The 22,346-nt window shown below is 61.6% G+C and carries 21 protein-coding genes; 7 read left to right on the plus strand and 14 right to left on the minus strand.

Going from position 1 to position 22,346, the window contains the following annotated elements:
• Nucleotides 1–1,782, minus strand: coding sequence for a KinB sensor domain-containing domain (locus ACF8FG_RS09335; protein WP_041166812.1), 1,782 nt, complete (start codon nucleotides 1,780–1,782; stop codon nucleotides 1–3).
• Nucleotides 1,779–3,125, minus strand: coding sequence for a sigma-54-dependent response regulator transcription factor AlgB (gene algB / locus ACF8FG_RS09340; protein WP_014589262.1), 1,347 nt, complete (start codon nucleotides 3,123–3,125; stop codon nucleotides 1,779–1,781). Before algB ends, ACF8FG_RS09335 begins: the two co-directional genes overlap by 4 nt.
• 210 nt (nucleotides 3,126–3,335) lie before the next feature.
• Between algB and ACF8FG_RS09345 the strand changes: the two genes are divergently transcribed.
• The 6 genes from ACF8FG_RS09345 to ACF8FG_RS09370 all read left to right on the plus strand — a co-directional run bounded on the left by ACF8FG_RS09345 (nucleotide 3,336) and on the right by ACF8FG_RS09370 (nucleotide 8,751).
• The gene (locus ACF8FG_RS09345) at nucleotides 3,336–4,157 is read left to right on the plus strand and encodes a BON domain-containing protein (RefSeq protein WP_014589263.1); all 822 of its coding nucleotides are present in this window, start codon (nucleotides 3,336–3,338) and stop codon (nucleotides 4,155–4,157) included.
• A gap of 174 nt (nucleotides 4,158–4,331) precedes the next feature.
• Nucleotides 4,332–4,622, plus strand: coding sequence for a hypothetical protein (locus ACF8FG_RS09350; RefSeq protein ID WP_318078853.1), 291 nt, complete (start codon nucleotides 4,332–4,334; stop codon nucleotides 4,620–4,622).
• A 43-nt stretch (nucleotides 4,623–4,665) separates the two neighbouring features.
• Nucleotides 4,666–4,827: a DUF1328 domain-containing protein gene (locus ACF8FG_RS09355; RefSeq protein ID WP_003252966.1), complete on the plus strand. Its 162-nt coding sequence runs from the start codon at nucleotides 4,666–4,668 to the stop codon at nucleotides 4,825–4,827.
• A gap of 2 nt (nucleotides 4,828–4,829) precedes the next feature.
• Nucleotides 4,830–5,300, plus strand: coding sequence for an inhibitor of vertebrate lysozyme family protein (locus ACF8FG_RS09360; RefSeq protein WP_010951530.1), 471 nt, complete (start codon nucleotides 4,830–4,832; stop codon nucleotides 5,298–5,300).
• Nucleotides 5,301–6,045: 745 nt separating this feature from the next.
• A complete protein-coding gene (gene gltP, locus ACF8FG_RS09365; RefSeq protein WP_010951531.1) occupies nucleotides 6,046–7,374 on the plus strand; it encodes a glutamate/aspartate:proton symporter GltP in 1,329 nt (442 codons plus the stop codon).
• Nucleotides 7,375–7,521: 147 nt separating this feature from the next.
• Nucleotides 7,522–8,751, plus strand: a complete 1,230-nt coding sequence (locus tag ACF8FG_RS09370) for a nucleoside recognition domain-containing protein (protein ID WP_014589267.1) — start codon at nucleotides 7,522–7,524, stop codon at nucleotides 8,749–8,751.
• Here ACF8FG_RS09370 and ACF8FG_RS09375 read toward each other — a convergent pair.
• The 9 genes from ACF8FG_RS09375 to ACF8FG_RS09415 all read right to left on the minus strand — a co-directional run bounded on the left by ACF8FG_RS09375 (nucleotide 8,733) and on the right by ACF8FG_RS09415 (nucleotide 18,996).
• On the minus strand, nucleotides 8,733–9,368 hold the full coding sequence (locus tag ACF8FG_RS09375) for an ABC-type transport auxiliary lipoprotein family protein (RefSeq protein WP_014589268.1): 636 nt from the start codon (nucleotides 9,366–9,368) through the stop codon (nucleotides 8,733–8,735). The genes ACF8FG_RS09370 and ACF8FG_RS09375 overlap by 19 nt on opposite strands.
• On the minus strand, nucleotides 9,365–10,303 hold the full coding sequence (locus ACF8FG_RS09380) for an MlaD family protein (protein WP_010951534.1): 939 nt from the start codon (nucleotides 10,301–10,303) through the stop codon (nucleotides 9,365–9,367). Before ACF8FG_RS09380 ends, ACF8FG_RS09375 begins: the two co-directional genes overlap by 4 nt.
• Nucleotides 10,304–10,306: 3 nt before the next feature.
• The gene (locus ACF8FG_RS09385) at nucleotides 10,307–11,098 is read right to left on the minus strand and encodes an ABC transporter ATP-binding protein (RefSeq protein WP_014589269.1); all 792 of its coding nucleotides are present in this window, start codon (nucleotides 11,096–11,098) and stop codon (nucleotides 10,307–10,309) included.
• Entirely contained in the window at nucleotides 11,095–12,228 is a 1,134-nt protein-coding gene (locus ACF8FG_RS09390; RefSeq protein WP_041166813.1) for an ABC transporter permease, read from the minus strand. The genes ACF8FG_RS09385 and ACF8FG_RS09390 overlap by 4 nt, the downstream gene beginning before the upstream one ends.
• Nucleotides 12,229–12,359: 131 nt before the next feature.
• Nucleotides 12,360–13,385 (minus strand): DUF5924 family protein, encoded by a 1,026-nt coding sequence (locus ACF8FG_RS09395; RefSeq protein WP_019436587.1) that lies wholly within the window; start codon nucleotides 13,383–13,385, stop codon nucleotides 12,360–12,362.
• A gap of 93 nt (nucleotides 13,386–13,478) precedes the next feature.
• The gene (locus ACF8FG_RS09400; protein WP_014589272.1) at nucleotides 13,479–14,885 is read right to left on the minus strand and encodes a pitrilysin family protein; all 1,407 of its coding nucleotides are present in this window, start codon (nucleotides 14,883–14,885) and stop codon (nucleotides 13,479–13,481) included.
• Between the two features lie 30 nt (nucleotides 14,886–14,915).
• Nucleotides 14,916–16,574 (minus strand): Na/Pi cotransporter family protein, encoded by a 1,659-nt coding sequence (locus ACF8FG_RS09405; RefSeq protein WP_019436588.1) that lies wholly within the window; start codon nucleotides 16,572–16,574, stop codon nucleotides 14,916–14,918.
• A 274-nt stretch (nucleotides 16,575–16,848) separates the two neighbouring features.
• Nucleotides 16,849–17,619 (minus strand): TerC family protein, encoded by a 771-nt coding sequence (locus tag ACF8FG_RS09410; RefSeq protein ID WP_014589274.1) that lies wholly within the window; start codon nucleotides 17,617–17,619, stop codon nucleotides 16,849–16,851.
• Between the two features lie 69 nt (nucleotides 17,620–17,688).
• Entirely contained in the window at nucleotides 17,689–18,996 is a 1,308-nt protein-coding gene (locus ACF8FG_RS09415) for a CitMHS family transporter (RefSeq protein ID WP_010951541.1), read from the minus strand.
• Between the two features lie 267 nt (nucleotides 18,997–19,263).
• Here ACF8FG_RS09415 and ACF8FG_RS09420 point away from each other — a divergent pair, with 267 nt between their 5' ends.
• Nucleotides 19,264–19,665, plus strand: a complete 402-nt coding sequence (locus ACF8FG_RS09420; RefSeq protein WP_019436589.1) for a GFA family protein — start codon at nucleotides 19,264–19,266, stop codon at nucleotides 19,663–19,665.
• 38 nt (nucleotides 19,666–19,703) lie between these two features.
• On the opposite strand, the gene ACF8FG_RS09425 is transcribed toward ACF8FG_RS09420, so the two are convergent.
• Genes ACF8FG_RS09425 through ACF8FG_RS09435 form a run of 3 tightly spaced genes read right to left on the minus strand, consistent with a single transcriptional unit; the run spans nucleotide 19,704 to nucleotide 22,306 of the window.
• Nucleotides 19,704–21,659 carry a DUF4105 domain-containing protein gene (locus tag ACF8FG_RS09425; protein WP_318078854.1) on the minus strand — a complete coding sequence of 652 codons (1,956 nt, stop codon included), beginning with the start codon at nucleotides 21,657–21,659 and terminating at the stop codon, nucleotides 19,704–19,706.
• Nucleotides 21,656–21,976 (minus strand): DUF2388 domain-containing protein, encoded by a 321-nt coding sequence (locus ACF8FG_RS09430; RefSeq protein WP_003252932.1) that lies wholly within the window; start codon nucleotides 21,974–21,976, stop codon nucleotides 21,656–21,658. Before ACF8FG_RS09430 ends, ACF8FG_RS09425 begins: the two co-directional genes overlap by 4 nt.
• Nucleotides 21,977–22,012: 36 nt before the next feature.
• Nucleotides 22,013–22,306 (minus strand): DUF2388 domain-containing protein, encoded by a 294-nt coding sequence (locus tag ACF8FG_RS09435; protein WP_318078855.1) that lies wholly within the window; start codon nucleotides 22,304–22,306, stop codon nucleotides 22,013–22,015.
• Nucleotides 22,307–22,346 lie beyond the last annotated feature (40 nt).

A 22,346-nucleotide genomic window follows, 5' to 3' on the forward strand; every position in this document is an offset into this window, starting at 1 on the left:
TCAGACCGGCAACGCCATGTAGAACTGGGTCCCCTGCCCCGGCCGCGAAAACACGCCCATGCGCCCTCCGTGCAGCTGCACAATTTCCTTGCACAGCGCGAGCCCCAGCCCAGCACCGCCTTTCTTGCGACCTACCTGCACGAAAGGCTCGAAGATGCGCGCTTGCTGCCCATAGGAAATGCCCTCTCCATTGTCCTCGACGCTGATGATCACCCGTTCCGCATGCCGTCGGGCATGCAGGCGGATGCGCCCGCCATTGGCGGTATGGCGGATGGCGTTGTGCAGCAGGTTGTCCAGCACCCGGTCCAACTGGGCGACGTCGGCCTGGATGCGCGGTAGCGGCGGGTCCAGTTCCTTGATCAACTCAATCTGCTTGTGCGCGGCCTGTTCGGCAAAGCGCAATTGTGCGTGCTCCAGCAGGTCGTCGATGGCACAGGGGGCCAGCTCGAGCTTTTGCAAACCGCTCTGATAACGGGAGAAGTTGAGCAGGTCGTTGATCAGTTGGGTAAGACGCTGCATTTCTTCGCCGATGGTTTCCAGCAGGTCGTTCTCGCGGGCTTCGGGCGGGAACTTGACCCGCTCGCGCAGCAGGCCGAAGGCCATGTGCATGCCGGTCACCGGGGTACGCAGTTCGTGGGACGCGCGCAGCACGAATTCGCTGCGTACCCGCTCGAAGGCCCTTTGCTCGGTCACATCGTGCAGCACCATCACCGCGCCAAGGATTGGCCCCTGCGGGTGGCTGACCGGGGTCAGGCTGTAGGTGAGCAGACGCGATTCTTCATCGACCTCCATGTTCAGGTCGTCCGGTGGGCGATCGAGGCTGCCCCCGCGCAGAACCTGGCGCAGTTGTTGCTCAAGCTCGGGCCGCTGCAGGGCTTCGACCAGGCTGCTGCCCACACGGCTGTCGTTCCAGCCCAACTGGCGCTGCGCCACCGGGTTGAGGTGCTCGAGGCGGCCCTGACGGTCGATGATCAGCAGGCCGTCGTCGATGCTGTCGAGTACCGCCTGTAAACGCTGCTGGCCGGCCAGCAGTTCGTCAACGTTGGTGGCCTGGTGCTTGCGCAAGGCATCGGCCATCAGACCAAAGCGCCGGGTCAGCTGGTTAAGCTCGGCGGCCTGGGCCACCGGCAAGGTAACGTCGAAATCGCCCTTGCCCAGTTGGTCGGCCGCCTTGGCCAAGGCTTCGATCGGCTGGCCGAAACGCCGGGCGATGTTGTGCGCGGTGATAAAGCCCAGTACCAACACCACCAGCCCCATCAGGCCGAGTACACCACTGACTAGCAAGGCGCGGTCACGGGTGCGTTCCTCGCTACGGGTGATCAGGTCCAATGCGTGCTTGTGGGAATCGATCAAGTCGGTGCGCACCTGATTGAACGCGGCCCCCAGCGGCTGATCGACACCCATGCTGCGAGCGGGTGCGGCGCTGTCGCGATATGTCTGGAGGAAGGCCTGGTAATTGCTGCTGGCCTTGCTGAAACCGGTGCGCTCGCCGCCTTGCTCCAGCCCTTGGTTGAGCAGGTCCTGGAAGCTTTCCTGCAGCAGCCGCAGGCTTTCCGGGGCGGTGTCTTCATTGAGAATAAGCATCAGCTGTTCGCCCAGGTTCTGGCGCAACTTCAGCCCCACTTCCAGTGCATGGGTGGTATCGCGCACCAGTTGCTGTTGCACTGTAGCCATCTGCAGCATGCTGACCAGGCCCAGCAACAGCCCTAGCAACGCCACAGTGATGAGCGCCGAGATGCTGAGGAAAAGCCGCGTGCGCAGCTTCATGGGCGGCCACTTCATAGGTTGTACTGCTTGCGCTTGCGGTACAGGGTAGAAGCATCGATGCCCAAGGTCTTGGCGGCTTGGTCGAGGGTATCGCTGGCAGCCAGAACGGCACCGATATGGGCACGTTCCAGCTCATCCAGGCTAAGCGCGGCACCTACGCGTGGTGCATTGCCGGCGGGTTGTTCACCCATGCCCAGGTGGCTGATTTCCACGCGTTCCTGCGGGCAGATGATGCTGGCCCGTTCCACTACGTTGCGTAGTTCGCGAATGTTGCCAGGCCAGCGGTAGTTGAGCAGGGCGGTGCGCGCCTCGTCACTGAAACCGCGGGCGGGCCGGGAGTATTCCTTGACGAAACGGGCGAGAAAGCGGTCGGCCAGGATGAGGATATCTTCACTGCGCTCGCGCAGGGGGGGCAGGTGCAGGGTAATCACGTTCAAGCGATACAGCAGATCTTCGCGGAAGCGGCTTTCGCGCACCATCTCTTCGAGGTTGAGGTTGGTGGCAGCCAGGATACGTACATCTGCACGTCGGGTAACCGGGTCGCCGACGCGTTCGTATTCCTTGTCCTGGATGAAACGCAACAGTTTGGGCTGCAAGGTCAGCGGGAAATCGCCGATCTCGTCGAGGAATAGTGTGCCCCCGTCAGCCTGGCTGACCCGCCCGAGCGTGCTTTCGCTGGCGCCGGTGAAGGCGCCGCGGGTATGGCCGAATAGCTCGCTTTCCATCAGCTCGGCGTTAAGCGACGGGCAGTTGATGGTCACGCAGGCTTTGCGTGCACGCTTGCTCCAACCATGGATGGCCCGTGCCAGCTCGCCCTTGCCCGTACCAGATTCGCCAAGGATGAGGATGTTGGCGTCAGTGATGGCGACTTGGCGGGCGGTTTCAAGCACCGCCATCATGGCCGGGCTATGGGAGTCGAGGCCGTCCTTGGGTTTGCGTATTTCACCTTCCAGGGCTTCCAGGCGCGCAGAAAGCTGGCGCACCTCCAGTTGCTTGGCAGTGGCCAGGCGCAACTGGTCAGGGCTGCATGGCTTGACCAGGTAGTCGGCAGCGCCGGCCTGGATGGCATCTACTGCGGTGTCGATCGCCGAGTGCGCGGTGACGATCACCACCCGCATCCACGGGGCCTGGATACGCATCTGTGCCAGTACGTCGAGGCCGTTGTCTTCACCCAGGCGCAAATCGAGGAAGCATAGGTCGAACACCTGGCGCTGCAGTAGGGTTTCTGCCTGGGCGGCGCTGTTGGCCGTGGCCACGCTGTAGCCCTCGTCTTCCAGGCAGTAGCGGAACGTGCGCAGGATCGCGGACTCGTCATCCACCAGCAGAATTCGGCCTTGGTTGTCCTGGGCTGATTCCATTTCCTGTGCTCCTTAGGGAAAGATCTTTATTTAGTGTGGGAAAAATCGGGCAAGTTGCATGGTCAATTCTGAAGGATTCTGTCCTTTGCATGCTAGCCAGTGGCCAAACGATGTCTACAAGCCGTGATTCTTCAATGATTTGCTTAGAGACACGCGCTGGCACATTGGTTGCGATGATTTTCGGATTTTGCCCACGAAGGAGGCGCTGTCATGCCCTTTTCCCTGCGTACAGCCGTTTTGGCCGCCACCCTGCTGCCAATCTTTACCCCTGCATTCGCCGACCCTGTGCAGGACGCGCGCCTGGAGGGCGCCCTGCAAACCGCTTTGTCAATGAACCGCATGCTTGATTCATTTCGTATCAACGTTGAAGTGGACGGCAAGCAGGCGCGGCTTTCCGGTGAGGTGGAGAACGAGGTCGAGCGGCAGCTGGCCGAGGACGTGGCCCGTGCTACCCGGGGCATCGAACAGGTGGAGAACCTGCTGCAGCTCAATACCCAACTGGTGGAGCGTCCACTGGAGCTGCGTGCCTACGCCCAGCGCCTGGAGGATGTGACCTTGGCGGCGGTGATCCGTGCTCGGCTGTTGTGGAGCCGTACCACCGAAAAGGCCCCTATAGAAGTACAAAGCAGTGAAGGTGTGGTGACGTTGCGTGGCAAGGTCGACAGTGCCGAAGCCAAGGAGTTGGCGGGCGTGGTAGCGCGTACCACCGACGGCGTGTACCTGGTCAACAACCTGGTCAGCCTCGATACCGCTGCCATGGCCAAGGCGCGAGAAACGCCGGCGGGCGCGCTAACCGGGCCGCAGCCAAGCGACAGCTGGATCGTCGACAAGATCCAGAGCAGCTATCGCTTCAGCCGCAATCTCGATGGCCTCAACCTGAAGGTGGCCAGCGAAGCAGGCATGGTGCGGCTCTCGGGCGAGGTGGTCAGCGCGGAGCAGAAAACCATCGCCGTGGAGATCGCCCGGCAGATCATCGGCGTACGGGGCGTGGATGCTGACCTGCTGAAGGTGGCGACCAAGGTGGAAGGCTGATCGTGCAATTCGCACGACCACACAGGCGTCATCGTGCAGGATACGTCCTCGCGGTTTCTTTTAACAATTACTAAGTGATTGATTTATAAGGATTTTATTTAAATCAAAAGGCTGGCATGCAGGCTGCAATTACCTGTTCAGGTTTGAACAAAAAATACAGCAGGAGGAGCCAGCATGAACCGCCAATCCGTCAACCGCTCGCAGAGCGCTGCACTGCCTTTGCGCCAGATGCTGACACTCGGCATGGCGATGCTGCTGACCTTGGCCGCTGGCCTCTTCTATTACAGCTTGCAGACGGCGCGTCTGGCTGAGCAAGTGGCAGCTCAGACTGCACTGTTGACGCAGATTCAGGCAACTCGTGCCAACACCTTGGTCACGGCCGCTGACTGGCAGCCAGCTGGCCAGGCCATTGCCTCACCGGCCACTGTGGAAAAATTTGTTCCCCAGGAACGTTGGGTTTTCTGACCAGGCGGCCGGATCGATTCCGCAAAAAGAAAGGAGAACTACCATGCTGAGTTGGGCTATCACTTTCCTCATCATCGCCATTGTCGCCGCTGTACTGGGCTTCGGTGGTATCGCGGGCGCTGCTACAGGTATCGCCAAGATCCTGTTCATTGTCTTCCTGGTGTTGTTTGTAGCCTCCTTCTTCTTTGGACGCGGACGAGGTTGAAGATGAGCAGGAAGCTTCGTTCAGCCGTGGTCGCCGCCCTGTTGCTGGGCGGCAGCGCGGCGGCCATGGCGGCCAATGACGGCCAGGTTCGGGTCGACCAACTGCTCGGCTCGGACCCGGAGTACCGCGAAACCTGGCAGGACACCCTCGAAGGCGAGGAACGCCTGCCCGATTGGGTGGTCAATCTGACCGGCAGTTCCCAGCAGCAGATGTCTGCCGTTACTGAGGACGGCGACAAGTACCTGGTCGGCCCGCTGTGCGAAAAACAGGACAATTGCACCTACAAACGGCTGATCGTGGCGTTCAGCTGGGACAAGGATGATGCCTACGGGATGCTCGTCGAGGTGCCCGAAGGTTTGCCGAGCGACAAGTCGCCCACCCGCCATGCGCAGTACCGCTGGCTGGGCGAACCTGACGACGGCATGAAGGCAATGCTGCAGGAGCAGCTCAAGCGTGACCCGAACTGGTACTGAGCATTGTTGCCGGTACGGATGAAAGGTCACTCACTGTCACGTAATAGAAGCTGAAGCTTTCTATAGTTCAGCCTTCTATGATGCGCCGCCCCGAGGAGGGGTAGCACATGACCAAGGGGTCGGGCTGCTCTGATTGTTACAGGATCGGAGTGGCCTAGGGGTACAGGGAGTGCCTCCAGTAATGGGCCGGGTCAGGAAAGGCGGAATCGGAAGTCTCAGGTCGGCGGTGTCACAGGGATACCTTGCCAGACCTGACTTCCGAGGAGCCATGTAGGAAACGTCGCTTCCCTTGCGCGTTTTTTCCCTTGGGACACATTTTGTCTCGACCGTACATCAAATTTTTTTCGACCTTCTTGAGGCTGCTACAAGTGGCATTTCCGCCATTCGGATTGTCGAACAGGCCATCTTTCATGTCCTACCTGTCCCGCCAAATCTGCCGAAATATGGCGGTTTGGTCTTGTTCGGGATTCCGAATGTTATAAATCAAGCACTTGCGAAGCTGCCGGCTAGGTCGAAAACAGTATGCATAAACGGCATGGGCTATGCGTTTCAGGCATTAGCTTTCGCCCCCTGCCGTCGCAATAGTTGCCGCCTTTTTCGCTGGCCAGAGCGCCCTGTCGCTCGCCTGCGGTGTCCTTACATGACGTCGCCTGACGGAAGCCCCTTACTGTCCGTGACCTTGCCTATGGCTCTGTTACGGGTGTTTCCGCCAGGTGCCATGACCACTAAAACAAAGGGTAAAGACATGAAGAAGGCAAAACTGAGCCTCGCCTGGCAGATCGTCATCGGTCTGGTCCTGGGTGTTGCAATCGGCGCGCTACTGAATCATTTCAGTGCAGAAAAGGCATGGTGGATCAGCAACGTCCTCCAGCCCGCTGGTGACATCTTCATCCGCCTGATCAAGATGATCGTCGTCCCGATCGTGATTTCGTCGCTGATCGTGGGCATCGCCGGTGTTGGCGACGCGAAGAAGCTGGGCAGCATCGGCCTGAAGACCATCATCTACTTCGAAGTGGTGACCACGATCGCCATCGTCGTAGGCCTGGTGCTGGCCAACCTGTTCCATCCGGGTGCCGGCATCGACATGAGCACCCTGGGCACTGTGGATATCTCCAAGTACCAGGCGACAGCGGCCGAAGTGCAGCATGAGCACGCGTTCATCGAAACCCTGCTCAACCTGATACCGTCGAACATCTTCGCAGCGCTGATGCGTGGCGAAATGCTGCCGATCATCTTCTTCTCGGTGATGTTCGGTCTGGGTCTGTCGAGCCTGCAGGCAGAACTGCGTGACCCGCTGGTGCGTACCTTCCAGGCTGTTTCGGAGACCATGTTCAAGGTCACGCACATGATCATGAACTATGCCCCGATCGGCGTGTTCGCCCTGATTGCGGTGACCGTGGCCAACTTCGGTTTCAGCTCGCTGCTGCCGCTGGCCAAGCTGGTGGTGCTGGTGTACTTCGCCATTGCCTTCTTCGCCTTCATGGTACTGGGCCTGGTTGCCCGCCTGTTCGGCTTCTCGGTGATCAAGATCATGCGCATCATGAAAGATGAGCTGATCCTGGCCTACTCCACCTCCAGTTCGGAAACCGTGCTGCCGCGGGTGATCGAGAAGATGGAGAAGTACGGTGCGCCAAAGTCGATCTGCTCGTTCGTGGTACCGACCGGCTATTCGTTCAACCTCGACGGTTCGACCCTGTACCAGAGCATCGCGGCGATCTTCATTGCCCAGTTGTACGGTATCGACCTGTCGTGGAGCCAGCAGCTGCTGCTGGTGCTGACCCTGATGGTCACTTCCAAAGGTATCGCGGGTGTGCCGGGCGTATCGTTCGTGGTACTGCTGGCCACCTTGGGCAGCGTGGGCATACCGCTGGAAGGCCTGGCCTTCATCGCGGGCGTGGACCGCATCATGGACATGGCCCGTACTGCACTGAACGTTGTGGGCAACGCCTTGGCTGCATTGGTCATTGCTCGCTGGGAAGGCATGTACGACGCGGTCAAGGGCGAGCAGTACTACGCCTCGCTGATGGCCGAGAAGCAGGGAGCTGTAGTGGTTGGCGAAACCGCCAAGCGCTGAGCCTGATGGCTGTTTGACCAAGAGCCCCGACTTGTCGGGGCTTTTTGTTATCTGCGAGATCTTGAGCCGCGCCTACAAAGGCTCGCGATCGCCAGTCACAGGCTGCGATACGCTATTATTCGGGCACTTTTCAGGGGGAACATACGGATGCTCAACGGCCTTTGGCTCGGCTTTTTCCTGGTGGCGGCGGTGTCCGCCATGGCCCAATGGCTGGTGGGTGGCAACGCAGGCATCTTCGCGGCAATGGTCGAAAGCATCTTCGCCATGGCCAAGCTGTCGGTCGAGGTGATGGTGCTGCTGTTCGGCACACTGACCCTGTGGCTGGGCTTTCTCAAGATCGCCGAGAAGGCCGGTATCGTCGAGTGGCTGGCCAAGGTGCTAGGCCCGCTGTTCGCCCGCCTGATGCCGGAGGTGCCGCCCGGCCACCAAGCCCTGGGCCTGATCACCATGAACTTCGCTGCCAACGGCCTGGGACTGGACAACGCTGCTACGCCGATTGGCCTGAAGGCCATGCGCGCGCTGCAGGAGCTGAACCCCAGCAGTACTACGGCGAGCAATGCGCAGATTCTGTTTCTGGTGCTCAACGCCTCGTCGCTGACCTTGCTGCCGGTGACCGTCTTCATGTACCGGGCCCAGCAAGGCGCGCCAGACCCGACCATGGTGTTTCTGCCAATCCTGCTAGCGACCAGCGTCTCGACCCTGGTTGGTTTGCTGTCGGTGGCAGTGATGCAGCGTTTGCGTCTGTGGGACCCGGTGGTGCTTGCCTACTTCATCCCCGGCGCTTTGCTGCTGGGAGGCTTCATGGCTTTTCTTGGCACCCTGTCGGCCGCTGCGCTGGGCAGCCTGTCGTCGCTCCTGGGCAACCTCACGCTGTTTGGCGTGATCATGCTGTTCCTGGTGGTGGGCGCCCTGAAGCGGGTGAAGGTGTATGAAGCCTTTGTCGAAGGCGCCACGGAAGGCTTCGATGTGGCCAAGAACCTGCTGCCCTACCTGGTGGCGATGCTGGTGGCGGTGGGTGTGCTGCGCGCCTCTGGTGCCCTGGAGCTGGCCCTGGACGGTATCCGCCATGCGGTGAACTGGATGGGCCTGGACACGCGCTTCGTCGAAGGCTTGCCCACCGCGCTGGTCAAGCCGTTCTCTGGCAGCGCAGCGCGGGCAATGCTGATCGAGACCATGCAGACCCAAGGCGTGGACAGTTTCGCTGCCTTGGTGGCGGCGACGATTCAGGGCAGCACCGAAACCACCTTCTACGTACTGGCCGTGTACTTTGGTGCCGTGGGCATCCAGCGCGTGCGCCATGCGGTCGGTTGCGCACTGCTGGCCGAGTTTTCAGGGGTGGTCGCGGCGATCTTCGTCTGCTACTGGTTCTTTGCCTGAAGCTTCAGTTGTGCCTGGTTGGCCTGGGTGATGGTCCAGTTCACGACTTGCCCCACCAGCTGGTCGCTGGCCTGGCCGAAGCCGGCGACCACTGCTGATACCTGTTTGTCGTCCAGCGGTTGGCGGATTTCGAAGCGCTTGCTGGCCAGGATGCGTTGGTTGCGGCCCTGGACCAAGCGAGCGTCATAGCGGATCACCACCTCCACTGCCCCATCCGTGCGGTATTCACTCTGAAATGCCTGCAGCTCGCCGGCCAGCTCGTAGTCTGCCTGCAGGTTACTGTCGTCAGCGCTCAGGCGCTGTACCTGGCCCTCACGCTGGAACCCGTCGAGCAAGCGGTTACGCAGCAGCACCGGGGCCGCATCGCTCCAGCGCGCGCCCTTGTAGCTGCTCACCACATTGCCCTGGGGAACCACGGCAATCCTTGGCCCGGCCAACACTTCACTGGCCAGCGGCTTGTTCAGGCGCAATGACCAGTCCAGCGGCGGCGCTGTGCGGCTGGGCTGGTTCACCGGCAGGCGATAAAGATCCACAGGTTCGCTCTGCGGCAGGATCGAGCAGGCACTGGCCAGGCTCAGCGAGGCCGCCAGGGTCAGCAGGCGCAGCGACGGATTCATGGCTGGAACTCCTTGTTGTTGTCGCGGCCAAGCAGGTAGCCGCTTGGGTCGGCCTCCAGTTGCCGGGAAATGCCTTTGAGCGCGTTAAGGGTTTCGCGCAGTTCACGAATGGCCGGGGCGAGCTGGTTCAGGCTCTGGGCGCCGTCACCGATAGCCTCGCTGTTGTTCTGGAGCAGGTTATTGATGGTTGCCGTGCTTTGGGCCAGTGACTGCATGGCCTGTTCGGCGCTGCCGATCGCCTGTTTGCCTTCGCTATCCAGCAGGCCGTTGGCATTGCGCATCAATGCCTGGGTTTCGGCCAGGGTAGCGCTGGCCTGCTTGCCCACCTGCACCAGCTGTGCGATGGCCTCGGCGATGCTGCCGTGCTGGCCGGCAAAGGCGCCGGTGGTCTTGTCGAGGTTGGCCAGCGTGTTGCTGAGGTGGCCTATGTTGTCCTCGGAGAACATCTGGTTGGCGTTATGGAGCAGCATGTTGATGTTGGTCACCAGGTCGCTGCTGTCGTTGAGCAGACGCGAGATTGGCGATGGCGAAGCGATGATCACCGGCAGCTTGCCATCCTTGCCTTTAAGCTCGGGGCTTTGCGGGGTGCCGCCGCTGAGCTGGATAAACGAGTTGCCGGTGACGCCGGCCAGGGTCAGCTTGGCCTGGGTGTCTTCCTTCACCGGGGTATCGGCGCTCAGGCGCACCCGTGCCAATACCCGGCGCGGGTCTTTCGGGTCCAGACGCAGGGTAGACACGTCGCCCACCTTGATGCCGTTGTACTGGACCGTGCTGCCGGGAGAAAGACCGGACACGGCTTCGTTGAACACCACTTCGTAATCCTTGAAGGCGTCGTCGACACTGGACTTGGCCAGCCACAGGCCGAACAGCATGGCCCCTGTCACCACCAGAACGGTGACCAGGCCGATGAGGACGTGATGGGCTCGGGTTTCCATTGCTCAGCGCTCCTGTCCGGCACGGGTGGCAGCCTGTTCGGCTGCGCGCCCGCGTGGGCCGTGAAAGTATTCTTGGATCCAGGTGTCGTTGGTCTTCTCGACCTCGGCCAGCGGGCCGGCCACCAGGACCTTCTTTTGCGACAGCACCGCGATGCGGTCGGTGATGGTGTACAGGGTGTCGAGGTCGTGGGTGATCAGGAACACCGACAGGCCCAGCGCATCGCGCAGGGTAAGGATCAACTGGTCAAATGCCGCGGCACCGATCGGGTCCAGGCCAGCCGTGGGTTCGTCGAGGAACAGGATGTCCGGGTCCAGGGCCAAGGCGCGGGCCAGCGCTGCGCGCTTGATCATGCCCCCCGACAACGAGGCCGGGTACTTGTCGGCAGCCGAGATCGGCAACCCGGCAAGGGCCAGTTTCACCCCGGCCAGGTGCTCGGCATCGCTACGGGACAGCCCGGCGTGCTCGATCAGCGGCAAGGCCACGTTTTCGGTCACCGTCAGCGAAGAGAACAGCGCACCCTTCTGGAACAGCACGCCAAAGCGCCGCTCGACCAGTGAACGCTGTTCATCGCGCAGGCCGGTCAGGTCCTGGCCGAGCACCTTGATCTGCCCTTCATTGGGCCGGCGCAGGCCAATGATGCTGCGCAGAAGCACCGATTTGCCGCTGCCTGAACCGCCTACCACGGCGAGGATTTCGCCGCGGTACAGGTCAAGGTCAAGGTTTTCATGCACCACCTGGCGGCCGAAGCGGTTGCAGATGCCGCGGGCTTCGATTACGCAATCCTGGCCACTCACCAGCCCATCTCCATGAAGAACAGCGCTGCCACCGCGTCCAGCACGATGACCACAAAAATCGACTGCACCACTGCCGAGGTGGTGTGTGCCCCCACCGACTCTGCGCTGCCGCTGACCTTGAAGCCTTCCAGGCAGCCAATGGCGGCGATCAGGAAGGCGAAGAACGGTGCCTTGGCCAGGCCTACCAGGAAGTGCTGCACGCCAATGTCGCTTTGCAGCAGCGACAGGAACATGGCCGGCGAAATATCCAGCGTCAGGGCGCATACCACCGCCCCGCCAACGATGCCGCAGATCATGGCGACAAAGGTGAGCAACGGTAGCGAAATCAGCAGGGCCAGTACCCGCGGCACCACCAGCAGCTCCATGGGGTTGAGGCCCAGAGTGCGGATGGCGTCAATTTCTTCGTTGGCCTTCATCGAGCCGATCTGCGCGGTGAACGCGCTGGCAGTACGGCCGGCCATGAGAATGGCTGTCAGCAGCACGGCGAACTCGCGCAGGAACGAGAACGCAACCAGGTCGACGGTGAAAATGGTCGCGCCGAAGTCGGCCAGCACCGTGGCGCCGAGAAATGCGACTACGGCGCCCACCAGAAAGGTCAGCAACGCAACGATGGGCGCGGCGTCCAGCCCGGTCTGCTCAATATGTGCCACCACAGGAGTGAAGCGCCAGCGATGTGGCTGGAAGGCGCGGCGCAGCAAGGTTTCCAGAATCACACCGACGAAACCAAGCAGTTGCATGCTGTCCTGCCACAGCGTGCCGACGGCGCGGCCGATACGCTCCAGCAGCAGCAACAGCACATTGCGCTCGGGCTCCTTGACCGGGATGCAGTAATCCTGGACCGAACAGTAGACGTTTTTCAGCAGCGCCTGGCTGGCTTCAGGCAGCGCGTGGGTGCAGCGCGACAGGCGCTCGGAGCCTAGCAGTTCGGCCAGCAGCGAAGCGCCGGCAGTGTCCAGGCGGCCCAGCTGGCTGAGGTCGGCGACGGTGTCGGCAGGGCACTGCGAGCGCAGGCGCTCGCTCTCGCGCTTGAGGCTGGCGTAGTGTGCCAGGGTCCAGTCACCGGTAATACGCAGGCAGGCCGGTTGGCTGCTGGCGTCCAGGGTGGCGCTGGGGGTGGTCATAGGCTCCATGCAATTGACTCGGCGCTAAGGCTTAGGGGCTGATCATAGCGCAGGGGGCATGGGCTGTTTGGTGATTATGTGCTGTGTGTACGCTTGGCAACAGTGACCTGGAGCCGCCTTGTGCTGCGCAAGGCAGGGGGTCAACTACCCGCGGGTGCATCATTGACCACCTTGAAGCGCAGCACGCCGATCACTTGCCCATCCTCGGTCAGCACCCTCACCTGCCACTTGCCTACCGGGTTGGGCGGGAAGTTCTGCTTGTGGGTCCAGGCACGATAGCCTTCCTTGCGCCCGCCGTGGATGTCCAGGGCAATGCGGTCGACCTCTTGGCCGTCCTTCTGCCACACGTGGTAGATCCGCTCGTTCAGGCCGCGTGGCGCGTTGATGGCGGTGTAGGCATACAGGCCACTGCTGCGGATGCGGCTGGCGGCAATTTCGTCCAGCGAGTCGCCCGGTTGGCGGTTCATTACTTCGGTACTCACCGCCACCTCGGTCATCCACAGGGTTGCCGGCGGTACCCAGGAGCGCAGCAGCCAGCCGCCGGCACCGACCGAGAGGGTAACCAGCACCAGTGCCACGGCGCGGCGCCAGTTGTTGATCGGGAAGCTGCTGGCCAGGCTGGGGAACGACAGGGCCATGGCCGCGATCAGGGCCAGCTTGAAGCTTTGTGCGGTGGTCAGATGCAGGATGATCGGTAGCGCGGTCAGCAGGGCGGCGAACAACGTCAGGGTATGCAGCGCCAGGAACAGCCAGCGCCGCGGTGCCAGCCACTTGTAGTACAGCGGGTCGATGATCGAAACCAGGCCGGCGGCGCCGAGCAAGCCGGTGAAGACCAGCTGACCGCTGTTCCAGGTGGTGGTGATGAAGAAGAACGGCAGCACGAAGAACAGCGTTTCCTGGTGGATCATCTGCGTTGCATAGCGCAGCAGCGGCTGAGGGATCTCGCGGTTGAAAGTGCGCGCGAACAGCCCGGTGAGGGTGTTCTCCAGCATCAGCCAGACCCAGCTGACCAGCATGAGCACGGCGACCCAGCTGGCCAGGCCAGCCTGGCGGTCGACCAGGATGAAACTGCCGATACCGGAGAGGAAACCGCCGAGCGCAATGATGCCTGGGTAGCGCTTGAGGAGTTCGATGACGCGCTGGACGATATGGGGGATTTGAGGCATTGGGGGCTACGACAGAAAAGTGAGGTGGCTATGCCAGCCTCTTCGCGGGCAAGCCTGCGAAAGGGTCGGTACTGGCAAAAGGATACCGCCTATTTACTGCTGCCGTGTAGCACCACTGGGCCGTTCAGGCCCATGCCGCCGCCAGCGCAACAGCCCCGCTGCCAGGCACAGCCCCACAAGCAAGGCCATCAGCCCGTAAAGCTCGTCATAGCCTAGCAACGGCTTTTCGATGCGCACATAGCCATCTTCCTTGAGCAGATCCTTCAGTGCCTCGTTGGCCTGTTCCAGGCTGACCTGGCGCAGCTTGCGCACCGGGCTGGCAAAGCGCCCGTCGGTATAGTCGTTCAGCGCCCCCCAGTAGTAGTCGGCCAAGGCGCTGTTGCCTTGGGTGCTCCAGCTTTCCTTGGCGATGCTGGCTTCCTTGATGCGGGCGAAGGTGTCTGGGTCCAGGCCTTCCTTGCGCAGGTGGTCGAACAGGGCCTGCATCACCTTGACAGCCTTGTCGATGTCATCGCGCTCGAGGTCCGCATTGAGGCTGAGCAGGCCGGTGTCGCCAAAGCTTTCGCGCTGCACGGAGGGGCCGTAGGACAGCCCGTTGCGCAGGCGCAGCTGGTCGTACAGCGCCCAGTCCAGGTAGTGCGACAGCAGGTCGAGGGTGGCTTGGTGGTCGTTGTCCAGCACCGGCTCGATGAACAGCCAGTGCAATTTGACGCCATCACCCAGCCAGCCGCGGGTCAGGTTGCGACGCTGCTGGGCCTGTCGGGTGATGCTTTCAAGGTTGCGGCGCTCTTCTGGTTCAGTGGCGGGCAATTCGCCAAACGACCGCTCCAGATAGGCCGGAAGCAGGCGGTCGAGGCCACCGACCATGATCAGGGTCATGTTGTTGGCGGCGTACCAGCGGTCACGCAACGCCTGAACTTGCGCCAAGGTCATGTCGTCGAGGTTGGAGCGCTCCGGGCATTTCAGCCCCAGCTCGGTGGCCAACTGGTCGTTGGCCGGGTGGCCGATATCCTGGCGGTCGAGCCAGCGCTGCAGGTGGCCATAGTGGCCGCCATCCTCACGCTCTATGATGCGCTTGGCGGTGGCCAAGGCCTTGGCGTCGATGGTGGTATCGCGGATGACTGCCAACAGCAGGTCGAGGACCTTGCGCTGGTTGCGCGCCGGGGCCTCGATTACAAAGGTGGTGTCGGCACTGCTGGTATAGGCGTTCCACTCGCCGCCGAGCGCTTGCAGGCGCTCTTCCAGCCCGCCTTCGCCTGTTTCGTCGATGCCACTGAACAACAGGTGCTCAAGCAGGTGTGGCAGCTCTTTCTGCTCGCAGTCGAAATCATCCAGGCCCACGCCGACCACTAGACGAATCGCCACATGGTCCCGTTCGTAGCCGTTTTTCAGGATGACCTGTAGACCATTAGGCAACAGGTAGCCTTCAACCCGCGAGCGGTCGAGGGCGAACGAGGGCAGGCTGCAGATCAGCAGGCAAACGAACATCAGGCAACGCATGGGCGAGCGAGGGTCCTCAGCTAGGAGAAATCACGGCTGGCGGGCTTCATCGGGCACACTGTCGAGCATCAGCCCTCCGGTGTCCGAGCCGCCCAGTACCACATAGGCACTGCTACAGAACAAAGAGTTCAACCGCTTCATGTCGGCGATCAGCTCCAAGTGTAGCGAACTGGTCTCGATACTTTGCACGACCTTGCGCTGCAGGCGGCTGACATGGGCGTGTGCGAGGCGCCGTTCCTGGGCACGGAACCGGCGTTTTTCCCGCAGTAGCAAGCGGGCGCTTTCCGGGTCGGCACTGAGGAACACCGACAGGCCCAGGCGCAGATTGGCCAGTAATTGCTCCTGTAGGCCGGTCAGTTCTTCCAGGCCTACCTGGGAAAATTCCCGACGCTGGCTGGTTTTCTGCTGCTGAACCTTGCGCAGCATGCGTTCGATCAAGTCACAGGCGAGTTTGAGGTTTATTGCCAGCTCGATGATTTCAGCCCAGCGGCGGTTGTCCTGTTCACTGAGGTCTTCCCGTGACATCTGCGCCAAGTACAGCTTGATTGCGCTGTACAGGGCTTCGGCGTCTTCGCCCAAGGCGCGAACTTGCTGTGGCAAGGCGGTCTGGGTGCCACGCAGGGCTCCAAGCATCGATTCGAGCAGGCTGTCGACGATGTCCCCCAGGCGCAAAGTCTCGCGGGCGGCGTTGGCCAGCGCCAGGCTGGGCGTTTCCAGGGCCGAGGCGTCAAGGTGGCGCGGGCGCACCTGACCATTGCCGGTTTCCCGTTCAGGCAGCAGGACGTTGCACAGCCGACCCATCGGTTTGACCGTGGGCAGCATGATCAGACAGCGCAGTGTGTTGTAGAGCAGGTGAAAACCGATGACCAGCTCCTGAGGGCTGAAACTCAGCGAGTCCATCCATTCCACCAGCGGGTGCAGCACAGGGATGATCAGCACCAGGCCGATCAGCTTGTACAGCAGGCTGCCCAAGGCCACCCGACGCCCGGCGGCGTTCTGCATGCTGGTACTGATGAAGGCCAGCAGCCCACTGCCGATGTTGGCGCCGACCACCAGCCCGATGGCTACCGGCAAGCTGATCAGTTCGGCGCCGGCCAGTGTCGCTGTGAGCAGAACGGCGGCCAGGCTGGAATAGGAAATCATGGCGAACATTGCACCGACCAGAGCGTCGAGCATGATGTCGCCGGTCAGTGAGGCAAACAGCACTTTCACACCCTGGGCATGGGTGATCGGCGCAGCTGCCTGCACGATAAGCTCAAGTGCCAGGATGATCAGGCCAAGCCCGATGCCAACTCGGCCCAATTGGCCGGCCCGTGTCTGCTTGCGCGAAAGGAAGAAGATCACACCAAGGAAGATCAGCAGCGGCGACAGCCAGGACAGGTCGAAGGTCAGTACTCGGGCCATCAGTGCGGTACCCACGTCGGCACCCAGCATGATGGCCAAGGCCGGGGTCATGGCCATCAGGCCTTGGCCGACGAACGAGGTGACCAGCATGGCCGTGGCGTTGCTGCTTTGAACCATGGCCGTGACCAGAATACCGGCGATGAATGCCAGCGGGCGCTTGTCCATGTTCTGGCTGATGATGCGCCGCAGGTTCGAGCCGAATACCCGGAGGATGCCGGTACGCACAATGTGGGTGCCCCAGACCAGAAGCGTAACGGCCGAGAGCAGGTTGAGCAGGGTCAGCATGGCGAAGGCCCCCTGTTGCATAGGCCCAGCGGGCCAAGAAAAGAAACGTGAGCGTTTGAAGAATTTTCAGTGCTCACTCAAAGCTTTAGTTGTTTTGCGCAGCTGTCGCCAGCTTCGCATGGCAGTCATATATTTGAAATAGAACCCAAATGAATGATCGCCTGTATGGGTCTCTTCGCGGGTAAACCCGCTCCTACAGTGATCGAGTACAGAAAAACGGGCATGAAAAAGGGCCCCGCGAAGGGCCCTTGCTGTGCTGTACTCTTCCTTGGCCTTATTGACCCGGAATGTCCTTGCGCAGTTTCACCGGGTCATGATCCTTGCCATCTTTGCGGGCCATGGCGGTGCGCATGCGGATGTTGATGGCTTCCACCCCCAGCGAGAAGGCCATGGCGAAGTAGACATAGCCCTTCGGCACGTGCACATCGAACGCTTCGGCGATCAGTACTGTACCGACCACGATCAGGAACGACAGCGCGAGCATCTTCAGCGACGGGTGCTTGTCGATGAAATTGCTGATGGCGCCGGCGCACAGCATCATCACCAGCACAGCCACTACGATGGCGGCGACCATCACCGGTACGTGGGAAACCATACCCACTGCGGTGATCACCGAGTCCAGCGAGAACACGATGTCGATGATGGCGATCTGGATGATGGTGTAGAAGAACTTGCCACCTGCGCCTTTGGGCTCCTCTGCGTTCTCGTCCTCGCCTTCCAGGCCGTGGTAGATCTCTTGCGAGCTCTTCCATAGCAGGAACAGGCCACCGAAGAACAGGATCAGGTCACGCCCGGAGATGCCCTGGCCAAAGACCACGAACAGGTCGGCGGTAAGGCGCATCACCCAGGTAATCGACAGCAGCAGCATGATACGGGTGACCATGGCCAAGGCAAGGCCGAAGATCCGGGTGCGTGGCTGCATGTGCTTGGGCATGCGGCTGACCAGAATCGAGATCATGATGATGTTGTCGATACCGAGGACGATCTCAAGCGCGGTAAGGGTGAAAAAGGCAACCCAGATTTCCGGGCTGGTCAGCCATTCCATGTATTTTCCTTCGAGCGGTAATGGCAACGCGCCCCGGTCAGGGCGCGTCGCGTACGTGATACGGGTTTATTAAAGACTACTGAACAGCGGGAAAATCCCCATCAGCAGTGCGCCGAGCATTATGCACAGGCATACCAGCACTGCCCACTTGAGCGTGAAGCGCTGATGATCGCCGAACTCGATACCGGCCAGGGCCACCAGCAGGTAAGTGGAGGGTACCAGCGGGCTGAGCAGGTGTACCGGCTGCCCGACGATCGACGCACGGGCCATTTCTACCGGGGTGATGCCATAGTGGCTAGCGGCCTCGGCCAGGACCGGCAGCACGCCGTAGTAGAACGCATCGTTGGACATGAAGAACGTGAACGGCATGCTCACGATCGCGGTGATTACGGCCAAGTATGGACCCAGCGCCTCGGGGATGACCGCCAGCAGGCTCTTGGACATGGCGTCGACCATACCGGTGCCGGACAGGATGCCGGTAAAGATGCCGGCGGCGAAGATCAGCCCGGTCACGGCCAGTACGCTGCCGGCGTGGGCGGCGATGCGGTCCTTCTGCTGTTGCAGGCACGGATAGTTGACGATCATGGCGATACTGAAGGCAATCATGAACAGCACTGGCAGCGGCAGCAGGCCGGCGATCAGCGCGACCATCAGGGCGGCGGTCAGGGCACCGTTGAAGTACAGCAGTTTGGGCCGACGTGCGTCCGGGTACTGCGAAACGGTAATTTCGCTGTGGTCGATGTCGTCGGTAGGCAGATGCAGTTCGCCCAGGCGGGCACGCTCACGCTTGCCATACATGTAGGCAATGGCCAGGATCGCCAACACACCGAACAGCATGGCCGGGATCATCGGCACGAAGATGTCTGACGGGTCTACGTGCAGGGCGCTGGCAGCACGAGCGGTCGGCCCACCCCACGGGGTCATGTTCATCACGCCGCCGGCGAGGATGATCAGGCCGGCCATGATCCGCGGGCTCATGCCCAGGCGGCTGTACATCGGCAGCATGGCGGCGCAGCAGATCATGTAGGTGGTGGCACCGTCACCGTCGAGCGAGACCACCAGGGCCAGTACAGCGGTGCCGACCGAGACTTTCAGCGGATCGCCCTTGACCAGCTTGAGGATCTTGCGAACGGCCGGGTCGAACAGGCCGGAATCGATCATCAGGGCGAAATAGAGGATGGCGAACATCAGCATCACGCCGGTAGGTGCGAGCTTGCTGATGCCCTCTAGCATCATGGGGCCGATCTTGGCGGAAAAACCACCGAACAGGGCGAACAGGATCGGTACCAGAATAAGCGCGATCAAGGCCGAAAGGCGCTTGGTCATGATCAGGTACATGAACGTGATGACCATGGCAAAGCCGAGGAAGGTCAGCATGGCAATACTCCAGGCGTGGCGCGGCGAAAGGACAGTCGATTCGGGCGTATCAGCGCGTAGGGCGCTGTGCGGGGAGCATGCGGAGGGGGACTACGAAAAGGCGGGCACAGGAATACATCAGAATCACCATTGTTGTTGTTGATTGGGCCGGGCGCGGTATTGACCGGGTGCCCTGGCTGACCGGTCTTGTGCCGGTAGTGGGCGCTATCCTAAAAGGACAAGCTTTCAGCCAGCTTTCGCTGAAGCAAAGGTGACGAGAGGTAGGTGATGCAGGATGTAACCGAAGGTGGCTGCCATTGTGGAGCCCTGCGTTATCGGCTGGAGGGCAACCTGACGGACATTGCCCACTGTCATTGTTCGATCTGCAGGCGGGTCAGCGGTGGACTGGTGGTCACCTGGCTTACCCTGCCCCGTTCTGGGTTCCAGTGGTTAACGGGCGAGCCGAGCTGCTATGTGGCGCCTGCCAGTTGCAGCCGCTACTTCTGTGGGCAGTGTGGGGCGCATGTGGCGCTGGTGACCACTCATAGCCCCCAGACGATCGATGTGACGGTGGCGACGCTGGATCACCCTGAGCGGGTACGAGCCAACCGGCATATCTGGGTAGGCAGCCGGTTGCCCTGGTTGCATCTGGATGAGGATTTGCCCTCGGAAGATGAGGAGCGCCTGTAGGCGTGGGCTTGCCCGCGAAAGGGCCAGCCCTTCATACATCACAACTGCAGGCCACCAGCAGCCTTGTGCAACGCCCGCAAGTGCTCGCCGATCTGTTTCACGTTGGCCTCGACCGCTGCAATTTCCTTGGCCCGCGACGGCTCCAGCAGCGCCCTCACCTCTTTGTCCAGGCTGGTGCTCAAGCGCAACAGCTGTGCCTGGCGCTCTCTGCTCACCTGCTCCAGGTGCTTGCGCTCTTCTGGCTGCGGCAGCCCGTAGCCTTTGGAATCGAGCAACTCTGCCGGGCGGCTGAGAAAACCGCTGTTGGCAAGCATTTGCTTGAGCGTGGCATCGGCTTTGTTGATGCTGCCATCCTTCAATGCTGCGGCATTCAGGTAACGCTGCTTGACCTCGTCCTGGGCCAGCAGAAGCTGCCGGCGCAGGCTGGCCTGCTCAAGCAGAAGCAGTGCCGCGCTGGTGCGCAGGTCAGCCTTGGCGAACCAGCTACGGCGCTGCTCGGCATTGAGGGCCAGCCAGTCTTCAACCAGAGCTTGCTTGATTGGCAATTGCTTTCTCAGCACCTCGAACATGGCCTGGTACCGGTCGCGGTAAGAATCGAAGCGGTAGCCCAGGCGTAATGCTTCGCGCGGGTTATCAAGCACGCTGGTGTCTGCCAGCCCCCTGCCCTTGAGCACGGCCAGCAAACCGTTGGGCATGATGCTGTCCAGGTCGTTGAGGCGTGGATTGGCGGTGCCGCTGCGCAGCAGCTTCAACGACTCCACTGCACAGTTGTTGGACAGGAACCAGTAGTTGCCGTCATAGCTCCAGTGCATCTCGGCGGCCTGGCGCACCAGGTTCTCGATTTCGTCGCGGTTGAGCTTCAAGGGCACTGAGGCCAGGCTGCGCAGCTCGGTCTTGGTGTATTCGTCGATCACCTGGCCCAGCGGCAGCACGAATAGCCGCGACGGGTAGTTGCCGACCAGCCCGTCCCAGCTGGACAGTTGCACGTCGTTGACGAAGGCGCGGTACGACAGCACCAGGCTTTGATCGAGGTCCAGGCGGCAGTCTGGTCCACGTGGGCGGCCCGGCTTGCAAATCACCAGGCGCAGCATGCTGTGTCCCCAGCGGCTGACCAGGTTCTGATTGGCTTCAGCCAGCAGATAGTCCACTTCGTAGACCCGCTCTGGGTCGATTTCACCTAGCGGCTGGCGGGCGAAGTCGCTGCCGGCATTGATGAATGGCAGGCCCTTGGCACAGGTGTCCTGTTGGGGTGCCCAGCCGAAGTGTTCGCGGAGGTACTGATACAGCGCCGGGCGACGGCAGCTGTAGCTCGGGTCGAGGAGGAAATACTCCATATTGACCGCAATGTATTCCTTGGGGCTGCTCAACTCATAGCTGTCGGGGCTGCGCACGAATTGGCCATTGTGCTGTTCGCGCTCGCCGCGTCGGCCCACGTACTGCTGCCACCCGGCCAGGTCGAGCAGGCGTGGGTCGTCGCTCAGGGTGAAGCGACGCTCGGCCTGCCCGCGGCATTCTTCCGGCAGGCCGACCTTGCCCAGCGTGCCTTGCTGGCGCTTACAGCGTGCAATCAGCGAATTTTCGGCGCTGGGCCACAGGCGGGCACGGTCGTAGAGATGGGTGAGCTCGTGCAGCACGGTGGCCAGCAGCTCTTCACGCACCGTGCCATGTGGGCGGTTGGTGCGCTCGGCGGCGGCGCTGCCATCGGCGAGGCTGGGCAGCAAGCGGCGGTTGAGCTCGAGGGTGGATATCAGGGAAGCCTGCCCATAGGCGTCGGCAGGCATGTTGTCGCTCCAGCTGACCCGCACGTGGCGGTCCAGCTGTTGCTTGAAGTGCGGTGGCAGCTTGCCCATGGCCTCGTCGAGCAGGGCTTGGGAGGCTTGTGTTTGTTGTGGGTCGAGGCCGGACGCCTGCAGCTCAAGCTGCAGGTCGGCCAGGGCGGGCGTGCCGAGCAGCGTCAAGGCGCAGCCGAGCAGCCAGGCACGCACGCGCTTCACAGTGCGAGTATGGCTTCAGCCAATACCTGGTCGCTGGCGCCGCGCGCTTCCGGTACTCGCTCGCGCAGGGTATTGAAGGCCGCCTCGAGTTGGACGCCGCGGATGTCACCGTTGCTGGCGACGAAGCTTGCAGCGTCGTCGTGGGCTTCGCGCACCACTTTGGAGTCGCGGATCGAGGTGGTGGTGTCTGAGGTGAAGTCGATCGAACGGCCAAAGGCACGCACGATGATGTTGCTGGTGGCCACCAGGGTCTGTGCCTGGGCCAGGTCGGCCAGCAGGAGCATGCCGAGGGAAGCGGCAATCAGCGGTTTGCGCATGGAGCATCTCCGAAAAATACAGGGAGTCAGATGTAGTTATTGGACGAGAATTGCCTGCGCCAGTTCCAGATCGCCGACGGCGTGCCGTGCGCAATTGTGGCGTAATGATTCCAGGGCGGCTTCCAGGCGTGCACCGCGGATCAGCCCGCCGCTGGCAACGAATGCGGCGGCATCGTCGCGGGCCTGTGTGACCAATTTGCGATCGAATGGTGCGGCTGTGACCTGGCTGGTGACATAGCCGGTGATGACCAGGCTTTGTGTGGTGGTATCCATGGCATGGGCGCTGGCCATGCCTGCGACGGCGAACAGCAATGGCAACAGGTAACGCATAAGCTTTCTTGAAGGCTGGAAATGAACGGCGAAGCCTAAC

Source organism: Pseudomonas sp. YQ_6 (assembly GCF_043103245.1).
GTDB lineage: Bacteria > Pseudomonadota > Gammaproteobacteria > Pseudomonadales > Pseudomonadaceae > Aquipseudomonas > Aquipseudomonas alloputida.

What these genes read in the sequence shown, in the direction of transcription:
- ACF8FG_RS09395 (WP_019436587.1), bottom strand. Translation starts at nt 13,385, where the DNA reads ATGCCTCAAATCCCCCATATCGTCCAGCGCGTCATCGAACTCCTCAAG.
- ACF8FG_RS09350 (WP_318078853.1), top strand. Translation starts at nt 4,332, where the DNA reads ATGAACCGCCAATCCGTCAACCGCTCGCAGAGCGCTGCACTGCCTTTG.
- ACF8FG_RS09435 (WP_318078855.1), bottom strand. Translation starts at nt 22,306, where the DNA reads ATGCGTTACCTGTTGCCATTGCTGTTCGCCGTCGCAGGCATGGCCAGC.
- ACF8FG_RS09410 (WP_014589274.1), bottom strand. Translation starts at nt 17,619, where the DNA reads ATGGAATGGCTGACCAGCCCGGAAATCTGGGTTGCCTTTTTCACCCTT.
- ACF8FG_RS09380 (WP_010951534.1), bottom strand. Translation starts at nt 10,303, where the DNA reads ATGGAAACCCGAGCCCATCACGTCCTCATCGGCCTGGTCACCGTTCTG.
- ACF8FG_RS09355 (WP_003252966.1), top strand. Translation starts at nt 4,666, where the DNA reads ATGCTGAGTTGGGCTATCACTTTCCTCATCATCGCCATTGTCGCCGCT.
- ACF8FG_RS09420 (WP_019436589.1), top strand. Translation starts at nt 19,264, where the DNA reads ATGCAGGATGTAACCGAAGGTGGCTGCCATTGTGGAGCCCTGCGTTAT.
- ACF8FG_RS09405 (WP_019436588.1), bottom strand. Translation starts at nt 16,574, where the DNA reads ATGCTGACCCTGCTCAACCTGCTCTCGGCCGTTACGCTTCTGGTCTGG.
- ACF8FG_RS09400 (WP_014589272.1), bottom strand. Translation starts at nt 14,885, where the DNA reads ATGCGTTGCCTGATGTTCGTTTGCCTGCTGATCTGCAGCCTGCCCTCG.
- ACF8FG_RS09415 (WP_010951541.1), bottom strand. Translation starts at nt 18,996, where the DNA reads ATGCTGACCTTCCTCGGCTTTGCCATGGTCATCACGTTCATGTACCTG.
- ACF8FG_RS09335 (WP_041166812.1), bottom strand. Translation starts at nt 1,782, where the DNA reads ATGAAGTGGCCGCCCATGAAGCTGCGCACGCGGCTTTTCCTCAGCATC.
- ACF8FG_RS09360 (WP_010951530.1), top strand. Translation starts at nt 4,830, where the DNA reads ATGAGCAGGAAGCTTCGTTCAGCCGTGGTCGCCGCCCTGTTGCTGGGC.
- ACF8FG_RS09430 (WP_003252932.1), bottom strand. Translation starts at nt 21,976, where the DNA reads ATGCGCAAACCGCTGATTGCCGCTTCCCTCGGCATGCTCCTGCTGGCC.
- gltP (WP_010951531.1), top strand. Translation starts at nt 6,046, where the DNA reads ATGAAGAAGGCAAAACTGAGCCTCGCCTGGCAGATCGTCATCGGTCTG.
- ACF8FG_RS09345 (WP_014589263.1), top strand. Translation starts at nt 3,336, where the DNA reads ATGCCCTTTTCCCTGCGTACAGCCGTTTTGGCCGCCACCCTGCTGCCA.
- algB (WP_014589262.1), bottom strand. Translation starts at nt 3,125, where the DNA reads ATGGAATCAGCCCAGGACAACCAAGGCCGAATTCTGCTGGTGGATGAC.
- ACF8FG_RS09370 (WP_014589267.1), top strand. Translation starts at nt 7,522, where the DNA reads ATGCTCAACGGCCTTTGGCTCGGCTTTTTCCTGGTGGCGGCGGTGTCC.
- ACF8FG_RS09390 (WP_041166813.1), bottom strand. Translation starts at nt 12,228, where the DNA reads ATGGAGCCTATGACCACCCCCAGCGCCACCCTGGACGCCAGCAGCCAA.
- ACF8FG_RS09375 (WP_014589268.1), bottom strand. Translation starts at nt 9,368, where the DNA reads ATGAATCCGTCGCTGCGCCTGCTGACCCTGGCGGCCTCGCTGAGCCTG.